Raw genomic sequence first — 19,834 nt, forward strand, 5'->3', positions numbered from 1 at the left:
ACCTCAACCTCACCGGCGTCACTCGATCAGTGACCACGCTGAAAACGCTCACTGATCGGCTCGGAGGTCTCATGTCCCAGCAGATGGAACTGGTCGCGGTCACACTCGATTGCCCTGATCCGTTGGCTCTGGCGGCGTTCTATCAACAGGCCACCGGCTTTGAACTGCACCCGAAGTCGGACGCCGAGTTCGCCGGACTGAATCGTGAGGACGGACTCTTCATCGGCTTTCAGCGGGTCGAGGACTACCGGGCTCCGAGGTGGCCTGACCAGGTCGTTCCCCAGCAGCTTCACATCTGCTTCAAGGTCGCGGAGAGCCTGGACGAGGCTGAGGCTTGGCTGCTGGAGCTGGGGGCGGGCAAGCCGGATCACCAGCCGCATGAGGACAAGGCCCGAGTCCTCACCGACCCTGCTGGGCATCCCTTCTGCATCGTCACGCGCTGATCGGCATTCTCGCTTCTCGGCGACTGTTACGGCACTCGCCGGTAGCCGGGCTGGCGGCTGTGCCGGCGACTGCTTCGGCCACGCCGGCGCGAGTCTCGGCGACCTGCCACGGCAACTGTCTGAACCGAAGCCCTGGGACACCATGGCAAGGAGATCTGGTGTGCGGGAACCAGTTCAAGCGGTCGTGCAGTGCGGCACGCGACGAACACCGCCACCAGCTCGGCGGCGGCTGCCCGGTCCACTCGGTGACGGGCTCCTGAAGGCGGTGCACCGGTCGCAGCCGGTGAAACAGCCCTCCCTCTTCGCCCGTGGCCTTTGTCGACAGATCTCGAACACTCTTTTAAGGCGCCCAGCGTGGCGCTAGAGGTTCTAGCAGTCGGCAGGCTGTTGCTGTCGGCGACATCTGTGGCGGACAGCAAGAGGTAACAGGGGCCTCAGTGGTGAGCTGCATACGAAGATATGCGTGCTCCCCACGCGTCCGGTAGCTCCGGATGCCAGCTCCTCGGTAGAGACGACCGTGAGAACTGGTCGATCGCAGAGTGCATGAAGGCGGGGCGGAATCGGCGTAGCCCCACTCCGATCCGGTCAGGTGCCGGGTCGCGGTCCGCCGAGGACGCAAGTAGGCGGTGGCGTCCGGGCGGAGTGGCGGCCGGCGTGTGTTCATCGGTACCGCGTTTGGTCAGCGCGGTCCTCGGATGCTGTCGATGATGCGAGTCCAGTTGTCGCTGCCGTGTCCGTCCTTGATCGCGCGCAGATAGTGGGCCTGCACGGCCAGCGGGAGCGCGAGGTCGAGGCCGAGGGACGTGCTGGTCTCGACGATGTGGTCGGACGTCGCACCCATCATGGTGACCGTGCTGAGGTCGCCGGGGTGCTCTCCGGCATCGAGCGCGGCGCCGGGGGTCTCTTCACCAGCCCTCAGGATGTCGCCGATCGAGTCGGCGGAGGAGAGCAACTCCGGCAGCGCTTCCCTGGCCTTCATTCCCGCGGTGCCCAGCATCGCGGTGGCGTGCATCAGCCCGGACAGGGTGGTGAGGAACACCGCGAGCTGGGCTTGATACATCATCTGGGCCAGGCCCGGGTCCTCCCCCAGGTACTTGGGTGTTCCGAGCCGTGTCAGCGTCGCCCGGTGGCTCTCCAAGGCCTCTTCGCGGCCGCTGTAGTAGACATAGGCCGCCGCCGTGCCCACCATCGGCGCGGGGACCATGACACCTCCGGTGAGGAAGGCGGCGCCATGGCCCGCTGCCCAGGTCGCCGCCTCGCGTGTGCGGCCGGGAGTGTCAGAGCTCAGGTTGACCAGCGTCCGGCCGGCGAGCGATTCGGAGGCGCCGTCGAGGACGTCGTACATCGCCTGGTAGTCGGTGAGGCTGAGGATCACCAGGTCACTCGCTTCGAGCGCCTCGCCGGGAGTCGCCGCGAGCGTTGCTCCGTCGGTCACGACGCCGTCGGCCCGGCCGGCAGTGCGGTTCCAGACGGTGACCGGGTGGCCGGCGGTGAGGAGGACGCGTGTCATCGCCTGGCCCATCGGGCCGAGCCCGATCACGGTCACAGGGTTGTTGTGCTTGTGGGTGGGGTTCTGTTGTTCGTTCACTCCTCCATGCTCGGAGAGCACCGCTACTCTCGTAAGTACCCACTATTTTCTGCGGTACTTACCTTTTAGTAAGGGGATCAGTGATGGCCAAGGCGCCGAGACTCGGGCCATACATCTGCGGCATCGACGCCGCGCTCGACGTGGTGAGCGGCAAGTGGAAGGGACTGATCCTCTGGGAACTCGATGCCCACCGCGTACGCCGCTTCGCCGAGCTCCGCCGCGGCCTGCCGGGAGTGAGCGAGAAGATGCTGACGCAGCACCTGCGCGAGATGGAGGCGGACGCTCTCGTGCACCGGGAGGTCTATGCCGAGGTGCCGCCACGGGTGGAGTACTCCCTGACCGAGCACGGGCGCACGCTCAACCAAGCGCTCGGGCCGCTCGGCGCCTGGGGGGCTGAACGGATGCGCCGCGAAGGCCACGACACGGTCGAGGTAATCGAGACCTCACGCGGCTGAGCGTCCCGGCCACCAACCCTGTGCGTGCGCACCCTGACCCGCAGGTGCGTCCAGCGGCGGTCCGAGTCGGCGGGGAGCGCGTTGGCGGCGTGGCCGCGGACGGGGGTGCGGGGCACGGGCTGGCCGACGTCGAAACGCGGTGCCCCTCGCAATCAGCCCTCGGGGCCCTGTCGGTCAAGGACGGCGAGGCCGCCGACTGGCCCGACCCGGACCGTGATGACGGCCCCGCTGCCCCGGGCGGGGCCCGGCGATTGGTTCCCACGCGTCGAGCTGGAGACCGCGCGCGCCGACGCCCGGGCCGGCGTCTGGGGCGCGGAACGGGTTGCGTTCCCCCTCCCGTGACGGAGCACGCAGGGAGGTGCTGGTCAGGCGGTCTGCTTCGGCCGGTTCAGGTCGAGGGTGAGGTGGGGGGCGAGCGCGTGCAGGAAGTCCGGGGCGTCGAAGATTTCGCCGGCGGAGGCGACGCCGGTGGTCCGGGTGCGGCCGGTCAGGACGCGTTCGAGCGCCTCGGCGACCAGGGGCGCGGTGACCGCGTAGATGTCCTGGCCGCCGGCCGTGGCCCGGCGTTCGGTGCCGCCCGAGCGTACGACGGCGTCGACGAGGAAGGTCTGGTCCGAGCGCCCGCTCGCGTCGGAGGCGGTCGGGGCCGGTGTGTGGGGGGCGGCGATGTCGCGGACCGCCTCGGCGGTCATGTAGGTGGTGACGTCCGGGATGGACAGGTGCTGGGGGACGGTGACGACGTCCGCCATCGTGAACTCCCCGATGACCTGCCGGGGGCCCATCGGATCCGGGAAGGTCCACTCCAGGGTGGGTGCCTGGTCGGTGCGGCGCTCCCATCGGCCGCCGCGGTAGCGCAGGCGGTGGTCACCGCGCCGTTCGCGTGAGACCGCGCCCGAGAGCCGGGTGCCGGCGGTGGGGTGCCAGCTGCTGAGCGCGTAGGCGATGTGGGCCTCGTCGGCTTCGGTCCAGTCGCCCATCGCCGCCGTCACCAGCAGGTCGCCGAGACCGCCGAAGAAGGCCATGGCCGGGACGATCACCGCTCCCGCGTCCCGGGCCCGCTCGCGGTAGTGGGCGAAGGTGTCGATGTTCGCCTCCAGCTCGGCGGCCACGTCCAGGTACGGGATCCCCGCGCGCAGCGCGGCCTCGATGACGGGGCCGGTGGTCGAGGCGAAGGGGCCGGCGCAGTTGATGACCGCCACCGTTCCCGCCAGCGCCCGGTCCAGCGAAGCCGGGTCCCCGACCGACGCCACCCGGGCCTCCAGCCCGTGCTCGTCGGCCAGTTCCTCCAGGGCCCGCGCGTTGCGCCCCGACACCACCGGGACGAACCCGCGTACGACCAGCTCCGCGACCACGAACCGCCCCGTGTGACCGTACGCGCCGAAGACCGCCACCAGCTGGCCTGACCCCATGAGACTGCTCCCCTGTGCTCGAACGCCCGCTGCGATGCCGATCCGCCCGCCGCGGCCTGACACGCCCATCCTGTCCTCGCGGCAGCACTCCGCACGAGCGTCGGAAACGACATGCCGCGTACAGTTTCGGACATGCCCACCGTCGCGCTGGCCCTCACCGATGGCATGCTCCACTACGAACTGTCCGTGGCCCTGGAGGTCTTCGGCTCCGACCTCACCCACATCGTCGACCCCTGGTACGACTTCTCCCTCTGCGGGAACGGTCCGGTCCGTGTCGGCCGCTTCCACCTCGAACCCGACCACGGACTCGACCAGCTCGCGCACGCGGATACGGTGATCGTCCCCGGCTGGGCCGACACGGATCGCGAACCGCCCCGCGAACTGGTCGAGGCGGTGCGCGCCGCACACGCGGCCGGTGCCCGCGTCGCCTCCCTGTGCACGGGCGCCTTCGTGCTGGGCGCGGCAGGACTGCTCGACGGCCGGCGTGCCACCACGCACTGGGCCCACACCGGGGAACTGGCCCGGCGCCACCCGGCGGCCACCGTCGATCCGGACGTCCTCTACGTCGACAACGGTGACGTCCTCACCTCCGCGGGCAAGGCCGCCGCCATGGACCTGTGCCTGCACCTCGTCCGCCTCGACCACGGCTCGGCCAACGCCAACAAGATCGCCCGGCGTCTGGTCATCCCGCCCCACCGCGACGGCGGCCAGGCCCAGTTCATCTCCACCCCGCTGCCCGCCCCCGGCAACCACCCCCTGAGCGGACTCTTCCCGTGGGCGCTGGAGCGACTGGACCAACCGCTCACCGTGGAGGACCTGGCCCGTCAGGCCCGCATGAGCTCACGCCACCTCGCCCGGCACTTCAAACACCTCGCCGGCACCACACCCCTCCAGTGGCTCCACACCCAGCGCATCCGCCACGCCCAGGAACTCCTGGAGACCACCAACGCCACCGTGGACGCCATCGCCGCGGCCACCGGCATGGGCACCGCGACCACCCTGCGCCGCCACTTCCACCGCAGCGTCGGCGTCCCGCCCGACACCTACCGCCGCACCTTCCGCCCCTGAGCAGCCGCCGTGGCCGGTCAGGCTGCCTGAACCACCGGGGGGTTGAGGCGGGCGAAGCCCGGCTGGCGGTAGTACGGGAAGTAGGGGTAGGGGGCCGGCCGGGCGCTGGCCTCGTCGAGTGTGGCCATCTGCTCCGGGGTGAGCGTCCAGCCCACGGCTCCCAGGTTCTGGCGCAGTTGGCGCTCGTCGCGTGCGCCGATGATGACGGAGGACACGGTCGGTCGCTGCAGCAGCCAGCGCAGGGCGATCTGCGGGACGGCCTTCCCGGTTTCCCGGGCGATCTCGTCCAGGGCGTCGACCACGCGGTAGAGGTGTTCGTCCTCGACCGGCGGCGCGAAGTCGGCGGTGTCGTGCAGCCTGCTGCCGGCGGGCAGCGGCCGGCCCCGGCGGATCTTGCCGGTGAGCCGTCCCCAGCCGAGGGGGCTCCAGACGATCGCGCCGAGCCCTTGGTCGAGACCGAGCGGCATCAGCTCCCATTCGTAGTCGCGGCCGATGAGGGAGTAGTAGACCTGGTGGGCGACGTAACGCTGCCGGCCGTGCCGGTCGGCCGCGGCGAGGGATTTCATCGCCTGCCAGCCGGAGAAGTTGGAGACGCCGAGGTGGCGTATCTTTCCGGCCCTAACGAGGTCGTCGAGGGTGCTGACCGCCTCCTCCACGGGGGTGCCGGCGTCGAAGGCGTGGAGTTGGAAGAGGTCGATGTGGTCGGTGCCGAGGCGGCGCAGGGCTTTGTCTACGGAGGTGATCAGGCGGGATCGCGAAGTGCCCGCGTCGCCGGGGGCCTCGCCGGTGGGCAGGCCGGCCTTGGTGGAGATGAGCACCCGGTCGCGGCGGCCCTTGAGGGCGGCTCCCAGGACTTCCTCCGAGGCGCCGTCGGAGTAGACGTCGGCGGTGTCGAACAGGGTGACGCCGGCGTCGATGCAGATGTCCACGAGCCGGCGGGCCTCCGCCACCCCCGTGTCCCCCCAGGCGCCGAAGAGCGGTCCGCGTCCGCCGAAGGTCCCGGCGCCGAAGCTGAGCGCCGGAACCTGGAGCCCCGATGCGCCCAGTTGCCTGTACTCCATGACGATCCCCTCTCACCCACAGCCCCATCTAATGGGGCTGTGGTTCCGTTAAGATGTTCGGAGTGTAGCAACGCGAGACAGCTAATGGAACAGGAGTCCCGTTATGGGGTCCATGGAAGACGCTTCCGAGCCGGGGGCCGCCCGGCCCGGAGGGCGTACGGCGCGGGTGCGCGCGGCCGTGCTGGAGGCCACGGCGGACGTCCTGGCCGCGCAGGGTTTCGCCGGTCTCGACCTCACCGACATCGCGCGCCGCGCGGAGGTGGGCAAGACGACCGTCTACCGCCGCTGGGGTACGGTCACCGGTCTCGTGACCGACCTGCTGCTGGACATGGCGCAGCAGTCCGTGCCGCGTACGGAGACGGGTTCGCTCCTCGGGGACCTGACGGCCAACGCCCGGCTGGTGCGGCGGACGCTGGCCGATCCCCGGCAGGGGGCCCTGTTCAAGGCGGTGATCGCGGCGGCCGGCTCCGACCCGAAGGCGGCGCAGGCCCTGTACGGCTTCTACTCGGCCCGCGTCGGCGAATGGGCCCCGTGCGTCGAACAAGCCGCCGCCCGGGGTGAGGTGCCCGAGGGCACGGACTCCCACGAGGTGATCCGCGCGACCTCCGCTCCGCTCTACTACCGCCTGCTGACCACCGCCCTCCCGCTCGGCGAGGCCGACGCCGACCGCGCCGCGAGGGCCGCGACGGCGGCCGCGCGAGCGGGGGCTTACGTACGGCAGCCGGGAGGGTGAGTTCCGGCCGAAGGGTGGCCCCGCCCGCTGCCCGAGGGAAGTCGGTGACGGTCACGCCCGTTCCACAGCGGGACGGGCCTCCCCAGGGGTCTGCGGGCTCGGCGACGGCCGTCGCTCGCAGGGTCTGTTTCAGGACGCCTCTCGGCGGCTTCCTGCTGGGGGCAGGCCGCGTAGGAGGGCCCACAGGGGGCGGGAGCCGCCGGCCCACTCGGCCAGGAGGTGGCGGTCCACCAGGTGGAGGCGCTGTGACGTGGCGAAGGCGGCGGCGTTGGCGGTGATGCGGCCGTTGGTGAGCATGACCAGGACGTCGCCGTGGTGGACCTGGCGGCCCGTGCCGTTGAGGACATGGAGGTCGGGGGTGCCGACGGGTTTCCCGGACCAGCCGTCCTTCCTGTGCTTGCACTGGATGACCCACCGTCGGCCGAGGGGGTCGGTGGCCTTGACGTCGGCGCCGTTGTCACCGCGGCCGCCGACCTGTCGTGCGTCCGTACAGCCGTCGCGGCGCATCAGGTCCCGCACCGCGAACTCGAATGCCCGATGATGCAGGCCGTCGAGCTGTCCGAGCGCGTAGCGCAGGCCGCTCGCCCGTACGCGCTCCCATCGGGCTGCCTCGTTGCGCCGCCACGCCCACGCTCCGGCTGCGGCGGCGAGAGCCGTCAGCGCGGCGGCCACGGCCCAGGGGTGTGCCGCCAGCCACCGCAACGCGGCTGCTGCCAGGCTGAGTACGGCCACGGCCGCGAGAACGGCGAGGAGCCCTTGCTCCGCGTGCTGATTTTTGTGCCGCCGGGACCTGGCGCGCCGACGGGCGGGACGGCGGCCGCTCACCTTTCCCTCCCCGGCCTGCCGGTCACTGGCCGGCCTGGGAGACGCTGTTGGCCAGCTGGCCCACGAAGCTGGCGATGCCCTGGCCGACCAACTGCCCGTCCTCCATCCGAATGGCCACGGGGCAGCGGACGACAGCCCCTGCTCTTTGTGTAGCCGGAGGCCAGGGGGGACGTGGCCATATCGGCGGGAATTGGCGGTAATGCGCTGTGCTGGCCAATTTCGCCAGACCAGGTGTTCGGACGTGCGACGGCTGATCCGGGCTGGTGGTGGCTGACCTCGTCGTCAGCAGGCCGCCGTGCCGGTTACTGTCAGCCGCGGGAATCGCAGGTGATCGTGCAGAGGCGTTTGGTGGCTCGGGTCAGGGCTACGTACAAGTCTCTTTCTCCGCCGGGGCGGGCCGTGATGATCTCCTCGGGGTTCATGACGACAACCCCGTCGAATTCCAGGCCGCGTGCTTCGGAGGCCGGCACGATGCGTGCGTGCTGAGCGGCGCCCCGGGCCGACAGTTCGTCCACCCTGGTGTCCGCGCAGATCACTCCCAGGAGCTCGCCCGGGTGTGCGGCGGCCTGGGCGCGGAGCTCGTCCAGGACGACGGCGGTGACCGACCCGTCCGGAGGTGTGGTCACGGTGCGGGGGCTTTCACCGTTGCGCAGTGACCGGGTGGGCTGCTGGTCCGGAGCGATCCGGGTGAGCAGGTCCCGGACGCTCTCCAGGATCTGCTGCGTGGTGCGGTAGCTGACGGTCAGGTCGTGCAGGGTGAACCGCGGGCCGACGTGGGGGCTCAGTGCTTCCTTCCAGTCGCGTGCCGTCGCGACCGGGCCCGCCTGGGCGAAGTCACCCACCAGCGTCATCGCCCTGGCCGGGCAGCGGCGGACGATCATCCGCCACTGCATGGCGGTCAGTTCCTGCGCCTCGTCGACGACGACGTGCCCGTACGTCCGCTCGGGGGGTCCGTCGACCAGGCTCGCCGCCTCGTCCAGCAGCGGCACATCGGCATCGGTCCACGGGTCGTCCGGTCCGCGCAGCAGAAGGGACCGTTCCTCGGCGGTCAGGCGGGGCAGGTGCTCGGCGAGAGTGTCGGCGTCCGTCAGGAGCGCCTTTACGAGGTCGGCCGCTGCCAGGCGGGGCCACAGCGCCTCGACCGCCTGGTCGACGTCGGCGGCGTCGAGGAGATCGGCTCGGAGGGTGTCCAGGTCCAGTTCGTGGACCGGGGCCGGGTCGGCCGCGCCTTCGGTGCGGCGGTGGGCGGCTCCCGTGAAGCGGTCGAGGTTGATGCCCGTCATCCTTTCGGCATCGGCGTCGATCTGCTCCAGCACGTCGCCCAGGTCTCGTCGCATCGCGTCGGTGACCGCGTCGACCAGGAGTTCCTTGAACACCTGGCGGGCGGGATTGTGCCCCGGTACGGCTGTCACGGCGGCGTCGCGTGCCGCGGCGACTTCCTCGCCGGAGAGGTGCACCGGTTCCTGTCCGACCCGTACGGTGAAGTCGCCGGCGGGGGCCTGGTGGACGCGCAGCAGGCCGGCCAAGGCGTCGGCGAGGTCGGTGCCGCCCTTGAGGCGCGCCGTGTCGAACGGGTCCGCCGTGTCCGTGGACACTCCGGCCAGTTCCGGGCAGGTCGCCAGGACGACGTCGTTCTCTCCGAGTGAGGGAAGGACCTGGGCGATGTAGTCGAGGAACCGGGCGTTCGGGCCCACCACCAGGACGCCTTCCTCCGCGGCGCGCGGGAACGCGTACAGGACGTACGCCGCCCGGTGCAGGGCGACCACCGTCTTGCCGGTGCCGGGGCCGCCCTGCACCACGGTCACCCCGCGGTGGGCGGAGCGGACGATCGCGTCCTGCTCGGCCTGTAGCGTCGCGACGGCCGCGTGCATCCTGCCCGTGCGCCGTGCCGAGAGCGCCTCGGTCAACGGGCCGTCCCCCACGACGTCCTCGTCGGTCGGGGCGGTCCCGTCCAGCAGTTCGTCGCTCACCGAGATGACGGTGCGCTCCGCGAGGCGCAGGTGCCGGCGCCGCCGGAGGCCCATCGGGTGGACCGGTGTCGCCTCGTAGAAGGGCCGTGCCGCGTGCGCGCGCCAGTCCACGAGCAGGGGCAGGTCGTCCCCTTCCGTGTGCAGTCCGATCCGTCCGATGCGCAGGGCCGTGCCGTCCGCCCAGTCGATACGCCCGAAGACCAGCCCCTTTTCGGCGCCCTCCAGCCGGCCGATTTCCTTGGCCAGCCGCTCGGCGGCGATTTCTCTTTCATATGCCTCGCCGGCGCATTCCACCGGGGCTTTCAGCACACTCGCCCGGCGCTCCCGCGCCTCGGAAAGCCGCTCGGTGAGCAACGCGTACAGGGAGGACACATAATCCCGCTCCGATGCAAGCGCGCGCTGGGCGGGATCATTTGTTTTCGACAACTGGGGACTCCTCCGTCGATTCGGACCACACCCTACGGCCGAAGTCCCCCAAAGGTAAGGCTTGACTTGCCTGTTGAGTTTATGCCCCTGTGGATTATCGGGCATCGCGCAATTCGGTGTTCCGCATATCGCCGATTGCGTTCGCGTGCGTTCACGGTGCCCGTCCGCGTCCCGCCCGGCGGTCGTCGGTGTCCACCGGTCGGTTGACAGCCGGTTCCATCGGACGGTTGTCCGCGTCCGCCCCTGCCGCTGCCTAGCGTTGACGGTGGAAGGTCCGGGAGTGTTGTGAAGCGACCCCCCGTACTCATCGAAGCGAGGGGACCAAACCCATGAGCCCGTTCTTGACCGCCCTGATCGCCAGCGGGGTGATCCTGACCATCATCCTGTCCACCGACCTGGGGACCAGGAAAGTCACCAACATGCGGTTGCTCCGCTCGATCATCGCCATCGCGATCGTGATCGCGCTGTTCGTCCACACGCTCCCGCTGGACGGGAACGACCCCTGGCTCCAGGTGGCCGGTATCGCCGCGGGGATCGTCTGCGGTCTGGTCGCGGCGGTCCTGCTGCCCGCCCACCGGGGCTCCGACGGCGAGATCTACACCAAGGGCGGCATCGCCTACGCGGTCGTCTGGACCCTGATGTCCGCCTCCCGCGTGCTGTTCGCCTACGGCTCCGAGCACTGGTTCGGGAAAGAGGTCATCCAGTTCAGCATCGAGAACAAGCTGAGCGGCCAGGACGTCTACTCGAACGCCTTCGTGTTCATGGCCCTGGCCATGGTCCTCACGCGCACGGCCGTCCTGCTCGGCAAGCGCCGCCGACTGACGGCCGGCAACCCCGGGGTGCTGGAGGAGAATCCCGCCACCCGGTGAAATGACGTACGCACCCCGATGGGGGGACACCCGGCCTGGAACGGCCGGGTGGCGGGTAGGCACGGGGCGCGGGGGGGCCGACGGGCCGGTGGGGCCGCATCAGCGCGAGGAGATTCCATGACCGTGTCCGATCGTTACCGCACCTCCTGGGACGGCTTCTGGGAGCAGAGTTCCGGTGAACCGGGGGAAGCCTTCTGGGACGCGGAACCGGCGCTGACGGCCGGGCGCGACCTGGACCACCTCGACCCGTACGCCGACTCCTCGCTGCCGATCGCCGACCTCGGGTGCGGCAACGGCACCCAGACCCGGTTCCTCGCCACCCGCTTCGCCCGCGCCGTGGGCGTCGACCTGTCCGCCGCCGCCGTCGCGCACGCGCGGCGCGCCGACCCGGACGGGGTCGCCACGTACGAACAGCTGAACCTCGCCGACCCGGTCCAGGCCGGCGCCCTGCACGAGCGCCTCGGCGATACGAACGTCTACCTGCGGGCCGTCCTGCACCAGAGCGACCCCGAGGACCGGCCCGCGGTGGCCGGCGCGGTCGCCCGGCTGGTCGGGGCGCGCGGCCGGGCCCTGGTCCTGGAGCCGACCGGCGCGGCCAAGGACATCATCGCCGTCCTGGCCGCGCGGCCCGGCGGCCCCTCCCCCAAGCTGCGCCGCGTCAAGGAGCACGACCTGCGGCCCGGCGAAGTCGGCGAGGGCGAAGTCGCCGCCCTGCTGCGCGCGGCCGGTCTGACCGTCTTCGCCGAAGGCGCGACCGCCCTCGCCATGAGCGAGACCCGGCCCGACGGTTCGCCGGTGGAACTCCCCGCCCGCTGGTTCGTCGCCGGCCGCCCCTGACCCGACGGCCCTTCCGGCCCGCGGTGCCCTGATGCGGGGGCGCCGTGGGCCGTCCCCGTGGTTCCAGCAGAATGGAGCCATGATCGCGGCCGGTCGGGCCGCGGTCACGAGGAAAACGGGGTGGACGCGTTGGACGGCATGGTGGTGGGTCTCGGGGCGATAGCCGGTATCGCGGCGGTGGAGGCGGGGATGGTCCTGACGCCGGGACCGAACATGATCTACCTCGTCTCGCGCTCGGTCGCCCAGGGGCGCCGGGCCGGGCTGACCTCGCTGGCGGGCGTCGCCACCGGGTTCCTGGCCTATCTGGTCGCGGCGACCGCCGGGATCACGGCGGTGTTCGCGCTGGTGCCGGAGCTCTATCTGGCGGTCAAGCTGGCGGGCGCCGGCTATCTGCTGTGGCTGGCCTGGAAGGCCGTCCGGCCGGGCGGCCGTTCGGTGTTCACCCCGGAGGAACTCGCGCCCGACCGTCCGGCCCGGCTGTTCGGCATGGGGCTGGTGACCTGCCTGCTGAACCCCAAGATCGCGGTCCTCTACATGTCGCTGCTGCCGCAGTTCGTCGAGCCGGAGCGCGGCCATGTCGCCACGCAGAGCCTGCTGCTGGGCCTGACGCAGATCGCGGTCGGGGTCGCCGGGAACGCGATGTTCGTGCTGATGGCGGGCTCGGTGTCGGCCTTCTTCGGCCGCCGCCCGACCTGGCAGCGGATCCACCGGTACCTGGTGGGCACGGCGCTGGCGGGCTTCGCGGTGCGGATCGCGATGGACCGTTCGAACGCGGCGGTGGCGGCTCCCTGAGCCGCCGTACGGGGTCATCCGCCTCCGGCGCCACGGAGCGGGTGACCCCGTACCTTATCCGAGTGAATTAGGGGGTTTTAGGGTGGTTTGCCCTTGCATGCGGCAAGTCATTACCTGAAGGTCCCCTAATGAAGGAGTGATGATGGCGATCGAAACTCTGCAGCAAGGCGGTCTGGCCCTGGACTCGGGGCTGCTCGACGAACTGACGACCCGCCCCGAGACGCTGGTCAGCGGTGCTCCGCTGCCCGGCGCGTCGGGCCCCCTGGCCGTCGGGACCGGCCTGCTGGCGCTGCTGCTTTCGCCGAAGGAGCCGAAGGAGCCGCGCCGCCGGTGACCACCGAACAGTCGCGCGCCGCTCACCGCACCTCTGCCGAACTGCTGGCGCGCGGCGCCCGCGAGGTCTTGCAGGGGACTGCCGGCACCGCGTTCATGGCGACGCTGCTGCACGACGCCGCCACGGCCGGGCAGCCGCTCGCCGTGGGCCGGGCAGGGGCGGACACCGCGGCGCCGGGCCTGGTGGCCGCGGTGGGCGGCGTGCGACTGTTGGGGGCCGACGCACTGGCCCCGTACGTACTGACCCGCCAGGCCCTCCCGGCCGAGGACGCGGCCGCCGTGCGGATGGCGTTCTCGGCGCTTCCGGCCGCGCGGCAGCCTGCCCCCGCGCCGCCCCGGGGGCCGGAAGCGCCCTGGGTACGAGCCTGGGTCGACTGGGGGCTGGCCGGTGTCCTGGCCCGGCTCGACCCCGATACCGCGCGGGTGGCGGCGGCGATGCCGCAGGCGCCCTCGCCCTGGGACGACCGGGCGCCTCGCCGGTCAGCCGGCGGGGAGGGCTGGGTGGGGTGGTCGTTGCGGATGGGGCAGCTGGCCTCGCTGGCGCTGCCCGGCCTGCACACCCCCGTCCACGAGGCCGCGGTGCCGGGGGCCCTGGCCCTGGCGCGGGGCGCCACGCGTTCACTGCTGCGGCGTGACTTCGCCACCGCCGCCCGCATCACCCGGTGGCTGGCCTGGCTGACCGCCCACGGCGCCGCCGTGCCCCTGGACGTGGCCTTGCTGAACGAGGAGATCGCCCTGCGCGGCGGCGGCGAGGCCTGCCTGCTGGACACGGAGATCTCGCGTCATCTGCTCGCCCGGGACGGCTCGTGAGCACCGCCCTGGCCCAGGTGGCCCACGGCATCCGCTCCCGCGCCCTGCGCTACCTGCACGCCCATCGCGCCCTGAGCGCGCTGGAGGCCGACGGCGAGATCGGCGACGGGCAGGCCTACAAGGCACTCCAGGAGACGGCGATGGCCGCCTCGCTGATCCTGCGCGACGGCGCCGCCGGGAGCGAGGAGTGCCTGCTGGCCCGCGAGCTGCTGGACTTCTCCTGGCAGCAGTTGCGGGAGGGAGCGGTGCTCTACGAGCGGCTGCTCCGCGAGCCCCTGACCACCGACGCCGTCGAGGGCTACGCCCACTTCACCCGGGCCGGCTACCGCCACCCCGGCATGGAACGGCTCCTCGCGCACTTCGCCGCCACCGGCACCGCCCTGGTCGTCGAGCACGTGCCCAACCGCCGTCTCGCCGTGGCCAACGCCCTGCGCATCGCCGGGCACGACCACGCCCTGGGCGCGGACGACTGGGAGACGCTGACCCGCGCGACCTGGCTGGGCGGCAAGCCGCAGCCCTGGCACATCGACTGGATGACCGGCTACCACCTCACCCACACCGTCTTCCACCTCACCGACTGGGGCCGCCGCCCCGAGGGGCTGCCCGAGGACCTGGCCGCCCACCTCACCCGCTGGCTCCCGGTGTGGACCGACATCTGGACGGAAACCTGCCAGTGGGACCTGGTCGGCGAGCTGCTGATCGTGGACAGCTGTCTGCCCGAGCCGCGCGGGGAGATCGGCGACTGGCAGCACTTCGCGGGCCTCCAGCACGACGACGGGCTGCTGCCCCGTGACGACGAGCCCGTCGACGGCGATCCGGAGACCCGTTTCCACGACCACCAGCACCCCACGGTCGTGGCCGCCGTCGCCGGAACCATCGCCCTGACCCGTGCCCTGGACGCCCCCGGCCCGCGGAGTTCCGGCAGCCACGGGTGAGCACCCCGGCCACGGACGACGCGGAGCGCCTCCTCGCGCCCGCCGGGGTGCGTGAGGCGGTGCGTACGCTGCTGCTCTCGGCGCCCGCCGCCAGCGCCGTCGCGGTCGGCCTGCACCGCGAGGGTCGTCGCGCCCTGTTCGTACGGGGGCGTACGGCCCATCACGGCGGCGACCCGGCCGACGGCGGTACCCGCTTCGAAGTCGGTTCGCTCACCAAGGTGTTCACCGGCCTGCTGCTGGCCGAGCGGGCCGCCCGCGGCGAGCTCGACGCCCACGACCGGCTCTCCCGCCACCTGCCCGCCGGGACCGCCCCGCCCCGGGACGGCGCCGCCATCACCCTGACCCACCTGGCCACGCACACCTCGGGACTGCCCCGCCTCCCGCCCGGCCTGCTGCGTTCGGCCGCGCCACGGCTGCTGAGCAATCCCTACGCCGGGTTCGGGACCGAGGACGTACTGCGCGCCCTGGCCCGCACCCGGCTGCGTGCCGCGCCCGGCGCCCGCGTGCGCTACTCGAACTTCGGGGTGGGCCTGCTCGGTCACGCCCTCGCCGGCGCGTCCGGCGGCCCCTCCTACTCCGCGCTGCTGCACGACCGGGTCCTGGCGCCCCTCGCGCTGGACGACACCAGCTGCGCCGCCACCCCGCCCGAGGGGCGGACGCAGGCCACCGGCCACTGGAGGCGGCGGCCCCGGCCGGCGTTCAGCATCCCGGGGCTGGCCGCCGCGGGAGCCCTGCGGTGCAGCGCCCACGACCTCCTGGCCCTGACCGAGGCCCTCCTCGATCCCGCCGCCGCCGAGGTCCCGGGCACGCTGCGCACCGCGCTGCGCGACGTCCTGCGCCCCCGGCTCGGCCTCCGGGGCGGCGGCGGCCTGTCGCTGATCTGGAACGTCCGCCCCCGCCCCGACGGCTCCGGCCTGTACCACCACTCGGGCGCGACCGTCGGCTCCACCGCCTTCGCCGGCTTCAACCCCGGGCACGGCACCGCCCTGGTCGCCCTGGCGAACACCGCCCCCGGCCACCGCAACACCCTGATCCAGGACGCCTATACGGCCCTGCTCGCCCTGGACCCCGCGAGCGACCGGGGCCGCGCTCCGGGTCGCTGACCCGGCCCGTCACTCGATGCCCAGGGGGCCGATGCCCAGGTCCTCGCGCATCAAGTGGCGCATCCGGGCCATGGCCCCGCGGCGCCGCTCTATCAGGGGGGCGGCGTCGGCGGAGTCGACGGGCACTCCACGGGCATAGGCGTCGCGGATCGCCCGCAGGGAGTGGAACGCCTCGTTCCCCGCCGCCACGACCTGCGGCGGCCCCACGAGCCAGAGGCGTTCGCTCGCCGTGTAGATCCCGGTGCCGCGCACGGCCTCCCGTACCGCCGCGTCGCGCGCCGCGTCGGACATGTGGTCGCCCAGCGCGACGGCGCGTATCTCCTCACCCGCGGCCTTGAGGGCGGACACGTACTCCGTGTACACCTCGCGGCGTATCTCCAGGGTGTGCCGGGCCTGTTCGCGCCGCCACCGGCTGCGGTCGGCGATCAGCGTGGCCGCGATGCCGATGACGGCACCCGTCAGGGTGGAGAGCAGGGGTGTCCAGTCCATGGGCCGCAGCTTGTACGAAGCGGTGCTCCGGCACCAGTGGCTTTCGCCTTCGCCGGGGCGCGCGGCCGGTTCAGCGCTCGTCCAGGTAGGCCTTCGTCGAGGGGCGGCCGCACAGCGCGATGAGGGTCACGGCGAGGAGCAGGGCGGTGCTGAAGCCGGCGAGCTGGGTGAGGGATTCGTCGCGGTCCCAGTCGGCTCCCGCGACCATGTGGCCGATGCCCAGTCCGGCCAGGGTGGCGGGTATCGAGGCCAGTCGGCTCAGGCGGGCGCCCGAGTGGGCCACCCCGGCGAGCACCTTGTCGCCGTTGCGCAGCAGGCCCACGCCCAGGAGGAGGACGGGCAGGCCGAACAGGCCGAAGCCGTTCCCGTCCGTGAGGAGCAGCAGGGTGTACACCGCTGCGCAGACGAGGACCGCGCCGATGGCGATGCCCAGGGCGCCGGCGCCGGTGGCCGATGCCGGCCGGGGGGCGGGCCGCTCGCGTCGCTGCCGCCTCGGCTCCGTGGAAGGGTCGCTCATGACGTCACACTCCTGTCGGGGTGGGGTGGTTGCCGGAGTGGTGGGTGGTGTTCGGTACGTGTGGTGCTGGTGGTCCTTCGGGGTTCTCGTGGCGGCCGCCGAGCACGAGGACGAGCAGGATGAGCGCGGCGGCGGCCGCCGGTACCAGGCGTCGTCCGTACCGCGCGACCGGGCCGCGCCGTCGGGTCTCGACCTGGCCCCACGGGGAGGTCCCGGGGTGCTTGCGGGCGTAGTGCTCGATCTGCCGGCCCAGCCCCTCGGCCTCTTCGAGCCAGGGCGTCTTGAAACCGCACTCTCCGCACCAGTAGCGGATGGTCACGTCGGCTCCCTGTCTTCCGTAGGGGTGGGATGCCGATCACGATGGTGGTCCTGAAGGTGCGGGCCGCCCAGGTCAGGAGCCCGGCCATTGGTGACCGGCGGCCACGGGTAGGCTCACGGCCGTTCGTACGGGGTGGGGCAGGGGAGACGCTGGATGGCAGAGGACCTCGGGACGTTGCTGCGCGAGCTGCGCGAAGGAACGGGCCTGACGCAGGAGCAGATGGCCGAACGGTCCGGGGTCAGCGAGCGCACCATTCGCCGGCTGGAGAGCGGCCGGTCCACGAACCACCGGATGGGGACGGTGAACCTGCTCGCCCGCGCGCTCGGTCTGGACGAGCGGGACCGGCTGCGGCTGGCGGCGGCGCTCGCCGGCTCGGGGGGTTCGGGTGGAGGCTCGGGCGGTTCGGGCGCTAAGGGCAGCTCGGATGCTTCGGGCGGCTCTGGTGGCTCGGATGCTTCGGGCGGCTCGGGTAGCTCGGACGCTTCGGGCGGCTCGGGCGGCTCGGATGGTTCGGGCGGCTCGGGCGGCTCGGGTAGCTCGGATGCTTCGGGCGGCTCGGATGGCTCGGGCGCTTCGGCCGACTCCCGTGGTTCGGCCGGCTCGGCCGTGGCCACCGAGTCCATACCCGGGCGCCTCGACGGACCGGGCCGGGAGGCCCTTCCCTCCCGGCCGCCCCTGCCCGACGCGCTCGCCGACGCCGTGCGGGAGCTGGCCACGGAGGTCCGGCGCCGCTGGCGCCGCGAGGAGGCGCAGCGCCACGTACACGACCCGTTCCCGCTGCCCGTACGGTGGCAGCCGGCGCCCGCCGCGCTGACCGACATGGCGCAGAACATCCAGCGCCTCGGGCCGGGCGAGGCCCCGCACGAGGTGGATCTGAGCGGCGACCTGCGCAGCATGGCCGAGGTCTACCTGCGCATCCCCTCCGGACGGCTGGTGATCCTCGGCCGGGCCGGCTCGGGCAAGTCCATCCTCACGATCCGGCTCGTCCTGGACCTCCTGGACCTCCGGGAGGGCCCGGCCCCGCACCACCGCGTGCCGGTCATCTTCAGCCTCGGCTCGTGGGACCCGTCGACCACCGCACTGCGGGACTGGCTGATCGGCCTCCTGCTGCGCGACCACCCGCACCTGGCCCGCCGCAGCCCCGGCGGGACGACGCTGGCCGCCGCGCTGGTCGACTCCGACCTGATCCTCCCGGTCCTGGACGGCTTCGACGAGATCGCCGAAGGCCTGCGCCGCGACGCCCTGGACGCGCTCAACGCGACCGCTACCCCCTGCGTCCTCACCAGCCGGCGCGACGAGTACGCCGAAGCGGTCCGGGCGGCCCGGGATCCGCTCGTGTGGGCCGGGGCCATCGAGCTCACCGACCTCACCGTCGACGACCTCGCCGACTACCTCCCCCGCACCTCCCGCACGGCCGGCTCCGACGGGATCTCCCCGTGGGACGCGGTGCTCGCGAAACTTCGGACGGCGGGCCGGGATCCGGCGCCCGCCCGCCTCGCCGCGGTGCTGACCACGCCCCTCATGGTCATCCTCGCCCGCACCCTGTACAGCGGGTCGCCGGACCGGGATCCCGCCGAACTCCTGGACCCCACCCGGTTCCCGTCGGTGAAGAGCCTGGACGAACACCTGCTGGCGGGTTTCGTACCGGCGGTCTACCGCCGCCGGGCCCAGGAGCGGGACGAGGCCGGCCGGCGGCGGCCCGGGGCGCCGTACGCGGATCCCGTCCGGGCCGAACGCTGGCTCGGCCACCTCGCCCACCACCTGGTCCACCTCGACCGCGAGCGGCAGGACCTCGCCTGGTGGCAGCTCGGCGACTCGCTGTCGCGTACGACGCGGACCCTGGCCTTCTTCCTGGCCACCGCCGTGAGCATCACCTTGAGCAACTGGCTGGCCGGTCTGCTGCTCACCCCGCTCTCCCTCGGCGCGGTCCTGTTGCAGGGCAGCTTCATGGGGCCCGCCGCGGGCCTCGGCTTCGGGGCCGTCTACGCGATGGCGGACCGGTCCGGCGGCGCGTCCGCCTTCGAGCCGTCCCGCGTACGGCTGACCCTGCGCCCGGCGCACGACGGTCTCGGCCGCCGCCCGCTGCGCACCTTCGCCTTCCGGTTCGGGCAGGGTCTGACCGGCGGAGCCGTCATGGGCATCGGGTGCGCCTGCGCCCTCACCCTCCAGCGCGTGCTGGTCTCCGGGGGGCGGCTCACCGCCCCGGGCGTCCTGGAAGGCACCCTGATCAACATGGTGGTCCTCGGGCTGATCCTCGGCTCGGCCGCCGGTCTCGTCTTCGGGTGCGTGGCCACGCTCGAAGCCCCCGTCGACGTCACCACCGCGGCCACGCCCGTGAGCCTGCTGGCCTCGAACCGTACGACGGCGGCCCGGCGGTTCCTGATCCTGGCCCCGGCGCTCACCCTCGCCGTCGCCTTCGGCGGGCACCTGGTCGTCCGTCTGCTCCAGGGCACGATGGGGCCGCTGAACTGGCGGGTCGAGGACGGTCTCTTCATCGGCGTGCTCGCCGGGCTGGGCGGTGCGGCCTCCTACGTGCTCACGTTCACCGCGTGGGGCCAGTGGGTGGTGCTCGCACGGGTCTGGCTGCCGCTGACCGGGCGGCTGCCCTGGGATCCCGCCGGGTTCCTGGACGACGCGTACCAGCGGGGAGTGCTGCGCCAGACCGGGGCGGTGTACCAGTTCCGGCACGTGCGGTTGCAGCACCACCTCGGGCACGCCTTCCGCCGCGGGCACCGGGACTTCGCACCGGCCACCTTCGCACCCCCCGCGGCCGAAGTCCCGTAACCGGCGGGGGTGCGGGACGCCGACGGGCCCCGGAATCCGCCGGAAGGGCGGGCCTTGCGGCCACCGGT

Annotated in this window: 20 protein-coding genes; 12 read left to right on the plus strand and 8 right to left on the minus strand. The window is 72.5% G+C overall.

What is annotated here, in order from left to right; translation table 11 throughout:
* The first annotated feature begins 71 nt into the window (after positions 1-71).
* A complete protein-coding gene (locus ACZ6ZT_RS33390) occupies positions 72-443 on the plus strand; it encodes a VOC family protein (RefSeq protein ID WP_469724132.1) in 372 nt (123 codons plus the stop codon).
* Positions 444-1,122: 679 nt separating this feature from the next.
* Here ACZ6ZT_RS33390 and ACZ6ZT_RS33395 read toward each other — a convergent pair.
* The gene (locus ACZ6ZT_RS33395) at positions 1,123-2,031 is read right to left on the minus strand and encodes an NAD(P)-dependent oxidoreductase (RefSeq protein WP_469724133.1); all 909 of its coding nucleotides are present in this window, start codon (positions 2,029-2,031) and stop codon (positions 1,123-1,125) included.
* Positions 2,032-2,114: 83 nt separating this feature from the next.
* On the opposite strand from ACZ6ZT_RS33395, the gene ACZ6ZT_RS33400 reads away from it, so the two are divergent.
* Entirely contained in the window at positions 2,115-2,486 is a 372-nt protein-coding gene (locus tag ACZ6ZT_RS33400; RefSeq protein ID WP_469724096.1) for a winged helix-turn-helix transcriptional regulator, read from the plus strand.
* Positions 2,487-2,851: 365 nt separating this feature from the next.
* Here ACZ6ZT_RS33400 and ACZ6ZT_RS33405 read toward each other — a convergent pair whose 3' ends face one another.
* On the minus strand, positions 2,852-3,895 hold the full coding sequence (locus ACZ6ZT_RS33405) for a saccharopine dehydrogenase family protein (protein ID WP_469724097.1): 1,044 nt from the start codon (positions 3,893-3,895) through the stop codon (positions 2,852-2,854).
* Positions 3,896-4,027: 132 nt separating this feature from the next.
* Here ACZ6ZT_RS33405 and ACZ6ZT_RS33410 point away from each other — a divergent pair, with 132 nt between their 5' ends.
* A complete protein-coding gene (locus ACZ6ZT_RS33410) occupies positions 4,028-4,963 on the plus strand; it encodes a helix-turn-helix domain-containing protein (RefSeq protein WP_469724098.1) in 936 nt (311 codons plus the stop codon).
* Between the two features lie 17 nt (positions 4,964-4,980).
* On the opposite strand, the gene ACZ6ZT_RS33415 is transcribed toward ACZ6ZT_RS33410, so the two are convergent.
* Positions 4,981-6,024 (minus strand): aldo/keto reductase, encoded by a 1,044-nt coding sequence (locus ACZ6ZT_RS33415; RefSeq protein ID WP_469724099.1) that lies wholly within the window; start codon positions 6,022-6,024, stop codon positions 4,981-4,983.
* A 112-nt stretch (positions 6,025-6,136) separates the two neighbouring features.
* Between ACZ6ZT_RS33415 and ACZ6ZT_RS33420 the strand changes: the two genes are divergently transcribed.
* Entirely contained in the window at positions 6,137-6,757 is a 621-nt protein-coding gene (locus ACZ6ZT_RS33420) for a TetR/AcrR family transcriptional regulator (protein ID WP_469724100.1), read from the plus strand.
* Positions 6,758-6,886: 129 nt separating this feature from the next.
* Here the strand turns inward: ACZ6ZT_RS33420 and ACZ6ZT_RS33425 are convergent, their stop codons facing one another.
* Together ACZ6ZT_RS33425 and ACZ6ZT_RS33430 are read right to left on the minus strand one after the other, a co-directional pair.
* On the minus strand, positions 6,887-7,582 hold the full coding sequence (locus tag ACZ6ZT_RS33425; RefSeq protein ID WP_469724102.1) for a restriction endonuclease: 696 nt from the start codon (positions 7,580-7,582) through the stop codon (positions 6,887-6,889).
* Positions 7,583-7,890: 308 nt separating this feature from the next.
* On the minus strand, positions 7,891-9,924 hold the full coding sequence (locus ACZ6ZT_RS33430; RefSeq protein ID WP_469724103.1) for a HelD family protein: 2,034 nt from the start codon (positions 9,922-9,924) through the stop codon (positions 7,891-7,893).
* 383 nt (positions 9,925-10,307) lie between these two features.
* Between ACZ6ZT_RS33430 and ACZ6ZT_RS33435 the strand changes: the two genes are divergently transcribed.
* The 7 genes from ACZ6ZT_RS33435 (at position 10,308) to ACZ6ZT_RS33465 (ending at position 15,657) form a co-directional block, all read left to right on the plus strand.
* Positions 10,308-10,847 (plus strand): hypothetical protein, encoded by a 540-nt coding sequence (locus tag ACZ6ZT_RS33435; RefSeq protein WP_469724104.1) that lies wholly within the window; start codon positions 10,308-10,310, stop codon positions 10,845-10,847.
* Positions 10,848-10,964: 117 nt separating this feature from the next.
* Positions 10,965-11,684: a methyltransferase domain-containing protein gene (locus ACZ6ZT_RS33440; protein WP_469724106.1), complete on the plus strand. Its 720-nt coding sequence runs from the start codon at positions 10,965-10,967 to the stop codon at positions 11,682-11,684.
* Between the two features lie 141 nt (positions 11,685-11,825).
* Complete coding sequence (locus tag ACZ6ZT_RS33445; protein ID WP_469724135.1) at positions 11,826-12,476, plus strand: LysE family translocator; 651 nt, start codon at positions 11,826-11,828, stop codon at positions 12,474-12,476.
* Between the two features lie 142 nt (positions 12,477-12,618).
* Complete coding sequence (locus ACZ6ZT_RS33450; RefSeq protein ID WP_469724107.1) at positions 12,619-12,810, plus strand: hypothetical protein; 192 nt, start codon at positions 12,619-12,621, stop codon at positions 12,808-12,810.
* Positions 12,807-13,619 carry a hypothetical protein gene (locus tag ACZ6ZT_RS33455; RefSeq protein ID WP_469724109.1) on the plus strand — a complete coding sequence of 271 codons (813 nt, stop codon included), beginning with the start codon at positions 12,807-12,809 and terminating at the stop codon, positions 13,617-13,619. Before ACZ6ZT_RS33450 ends, ACZ6ZT_RS33455 begins: the two co-directional genes overlap by 4 nt.
* Positions 13,616-14,554: a DUF6895 family protein gene (locus ACZ6ZT_RS33460; RefSeq protein WP_469724110.1), complete on the plus strand. Its 939-nt coding sequence runs from the start codon at positions 13,616-13,618 to the stop codon at positions 14,552-14,554. The genes ACZ6ZT_RS33455 and ACZ6ZT_RS33460 overlap by 4 nt, the downstream gene beginning before the upstream one ends.
* Positions 14,551-15,657, plus strand: a complete 1,107-nt coding sequence (locus ACZ6ZT_RS33465) for a serine hydrolase domain-containing protein (RefSeq protein ID WP_469724112.1) — start codon at positions 14,551-14,553, stop codon at positions 15,655-15,657. Before ACZ6ZT_RS33460 ends, ACZ6ZT_RS33465 begins: the two co-directional genes overlap by 4 nt.
* Positions 15,658-15,666: 9 nt before the next feature.
* On the opposite strand, the gene ACZ6ZT_RS33470 is transcribed toward ACZ6ZT_RS33465, so the two are convergent.
* From ACZ6ZT_RS33470 to ACZ6ZT_RS33480, 3 genes are all read right to left on the minus strand, one after another.
* The gene (locus ACZ6ZT_RS33470) at positions 15,667-16,146 is read right to left on the minus strand and encodes a hypothetical protein (protein WP_469724113.1); all 480 of its coding nucleotides are present in this window, start codon (positions 16,144-16,146) and stop codon (positions 15,667-15,669) included.
* 70 nt (positions 16,147-16,216) lie between these two features.
* Positions 16,217-16,663: a hypothetical protein gene (locus tag ACZ6ZT_RS33475; RefSeq protein ID WP_469724115.1), complete on the minus strand. Its 447-nt coding sequence runs from the start codon at positions 16,661-16,663 to the stop codon at positions 16,217-16,219.
* 4 nt (positions 16,664-16,667) lie between these two features.
* Complete coding sequence (locus ACZ6ZT_RS33480) at positions 16,668-16,982, minus strand: hypothetical protein (RefSeq protein ID WP_469724116.1); 315 nt, start codon at positions 16,980-16,982, stop codon at positions 16,668-16,670.
* 153 nt (positions 16,983-17,135) lie between these two features.
* Here ACZ6ZT_RS33480 and ACZ6ZT_RS33485 point away from each other — a divergent pair, with 153 nt between their 5' ends.
* Positions 17,136-19,766, plus strand: a complete 2,631-nt coding sequence (locus ACZ6ZT_RS33485) for a helix-turn-helix transcriptional regulator (RefSeq protein ID WP_469724118.1) — start codon at positions 17,136-17,138, stop codon at positions 19,764-19,766.
* Positions 19,767-19,834 lie beyond the last annotated feature (68 nt).

It is taken from the genome of Streptomyces sp. NPDC102258 (assembly GCF_055584685.1).

Coding starts and splice junctions, on each gene's coding strand:
- ACZ6ZT_RS33390 (WP_469724132.1), top strand. CDS start 72: ATGTCCCAGCAGATGGAACTGGTCGCGGTCACACTCGATTGCCCTGAT.
- ACZ6ZT_RS33400 (WP_469724096.1), top strand. CDS start 2,115: ATGGCCAAGGCGCCGAGACTCGGGCCATACATCTGCGGCATCGACGCC.
- ACZ6ZT_RS33405 (WP_469724097.1), bottom strand. CDS start 3,895: ATGGGGTCAGGCCAGCTGGTGGCGGTCTTCGGCGCGTACGGTCACACG.
- ACZ6ZT_RS33410 (WP_469724098.1), top strand. CDS start 4,028: ATGCCCACCGTCGCGCTGGCCCTCACCGATGGCATGCTCCACTACGAA.
- ACZ6ZT_RS33415 (WP_469724099.1), bottom strand. CDS start 6,024: ATGGAGTACAGGCAACTGGGCGCATCGGGGCTCCAGGTTCCGGCGCTC.
- ACZ6ZT_RS33420 (WP_469724100.1), top strand. CDS start 6,137: ATGGAAGACGCTTCCGAGCCGGGGGCCGCCCGGCCCGGAGGGCGTACG.
- ACZ6ZT_RS33435 (WP_469724104.1), top strand. CDS start 10,308: ATGAGCCCGTTCTTGACCGCCCTGATCGCCAGCGGGGTGATCCTGACC.
- ACZ6ZT_RS33440 (WP_469724106.1), top strand. CDS start 10,965: ATGACCGTGTCCGATCGTTACCGCACCTCCTGGGACGGCTTCTGGGAG.
- ACZ6ZT_RS33450 (WP_469724107.1), top strand. CDS start 12,619: ATGGCGATCGAAACTCTGCAGCAAGGCGGTCTGGCCCTGGACTCGGGG.
- ACZ6ZT_RS33470 (WP_469724113.1), bottom strand. CDS start 16,146: ATGGACTGGACACCCCTGCTCTCCACCCTGACGGGTGCCGTCATCGGC.
- ACZ6ZT_RS33475 (WP_469724115.1), bottom strand. CDS start 16,663: ATGAGCGACCCTTCCACGGAGCCGAGGCGGCAGCGACGCGAGCGGCCC.
- ACZ6ZT_RS33485 (WP_469724118.1), top strand. CDS start 17,136: ATGGCAGAGGACCTCGGGACGTTGCTGCGCGAGCTGCGCGAAGGAACG.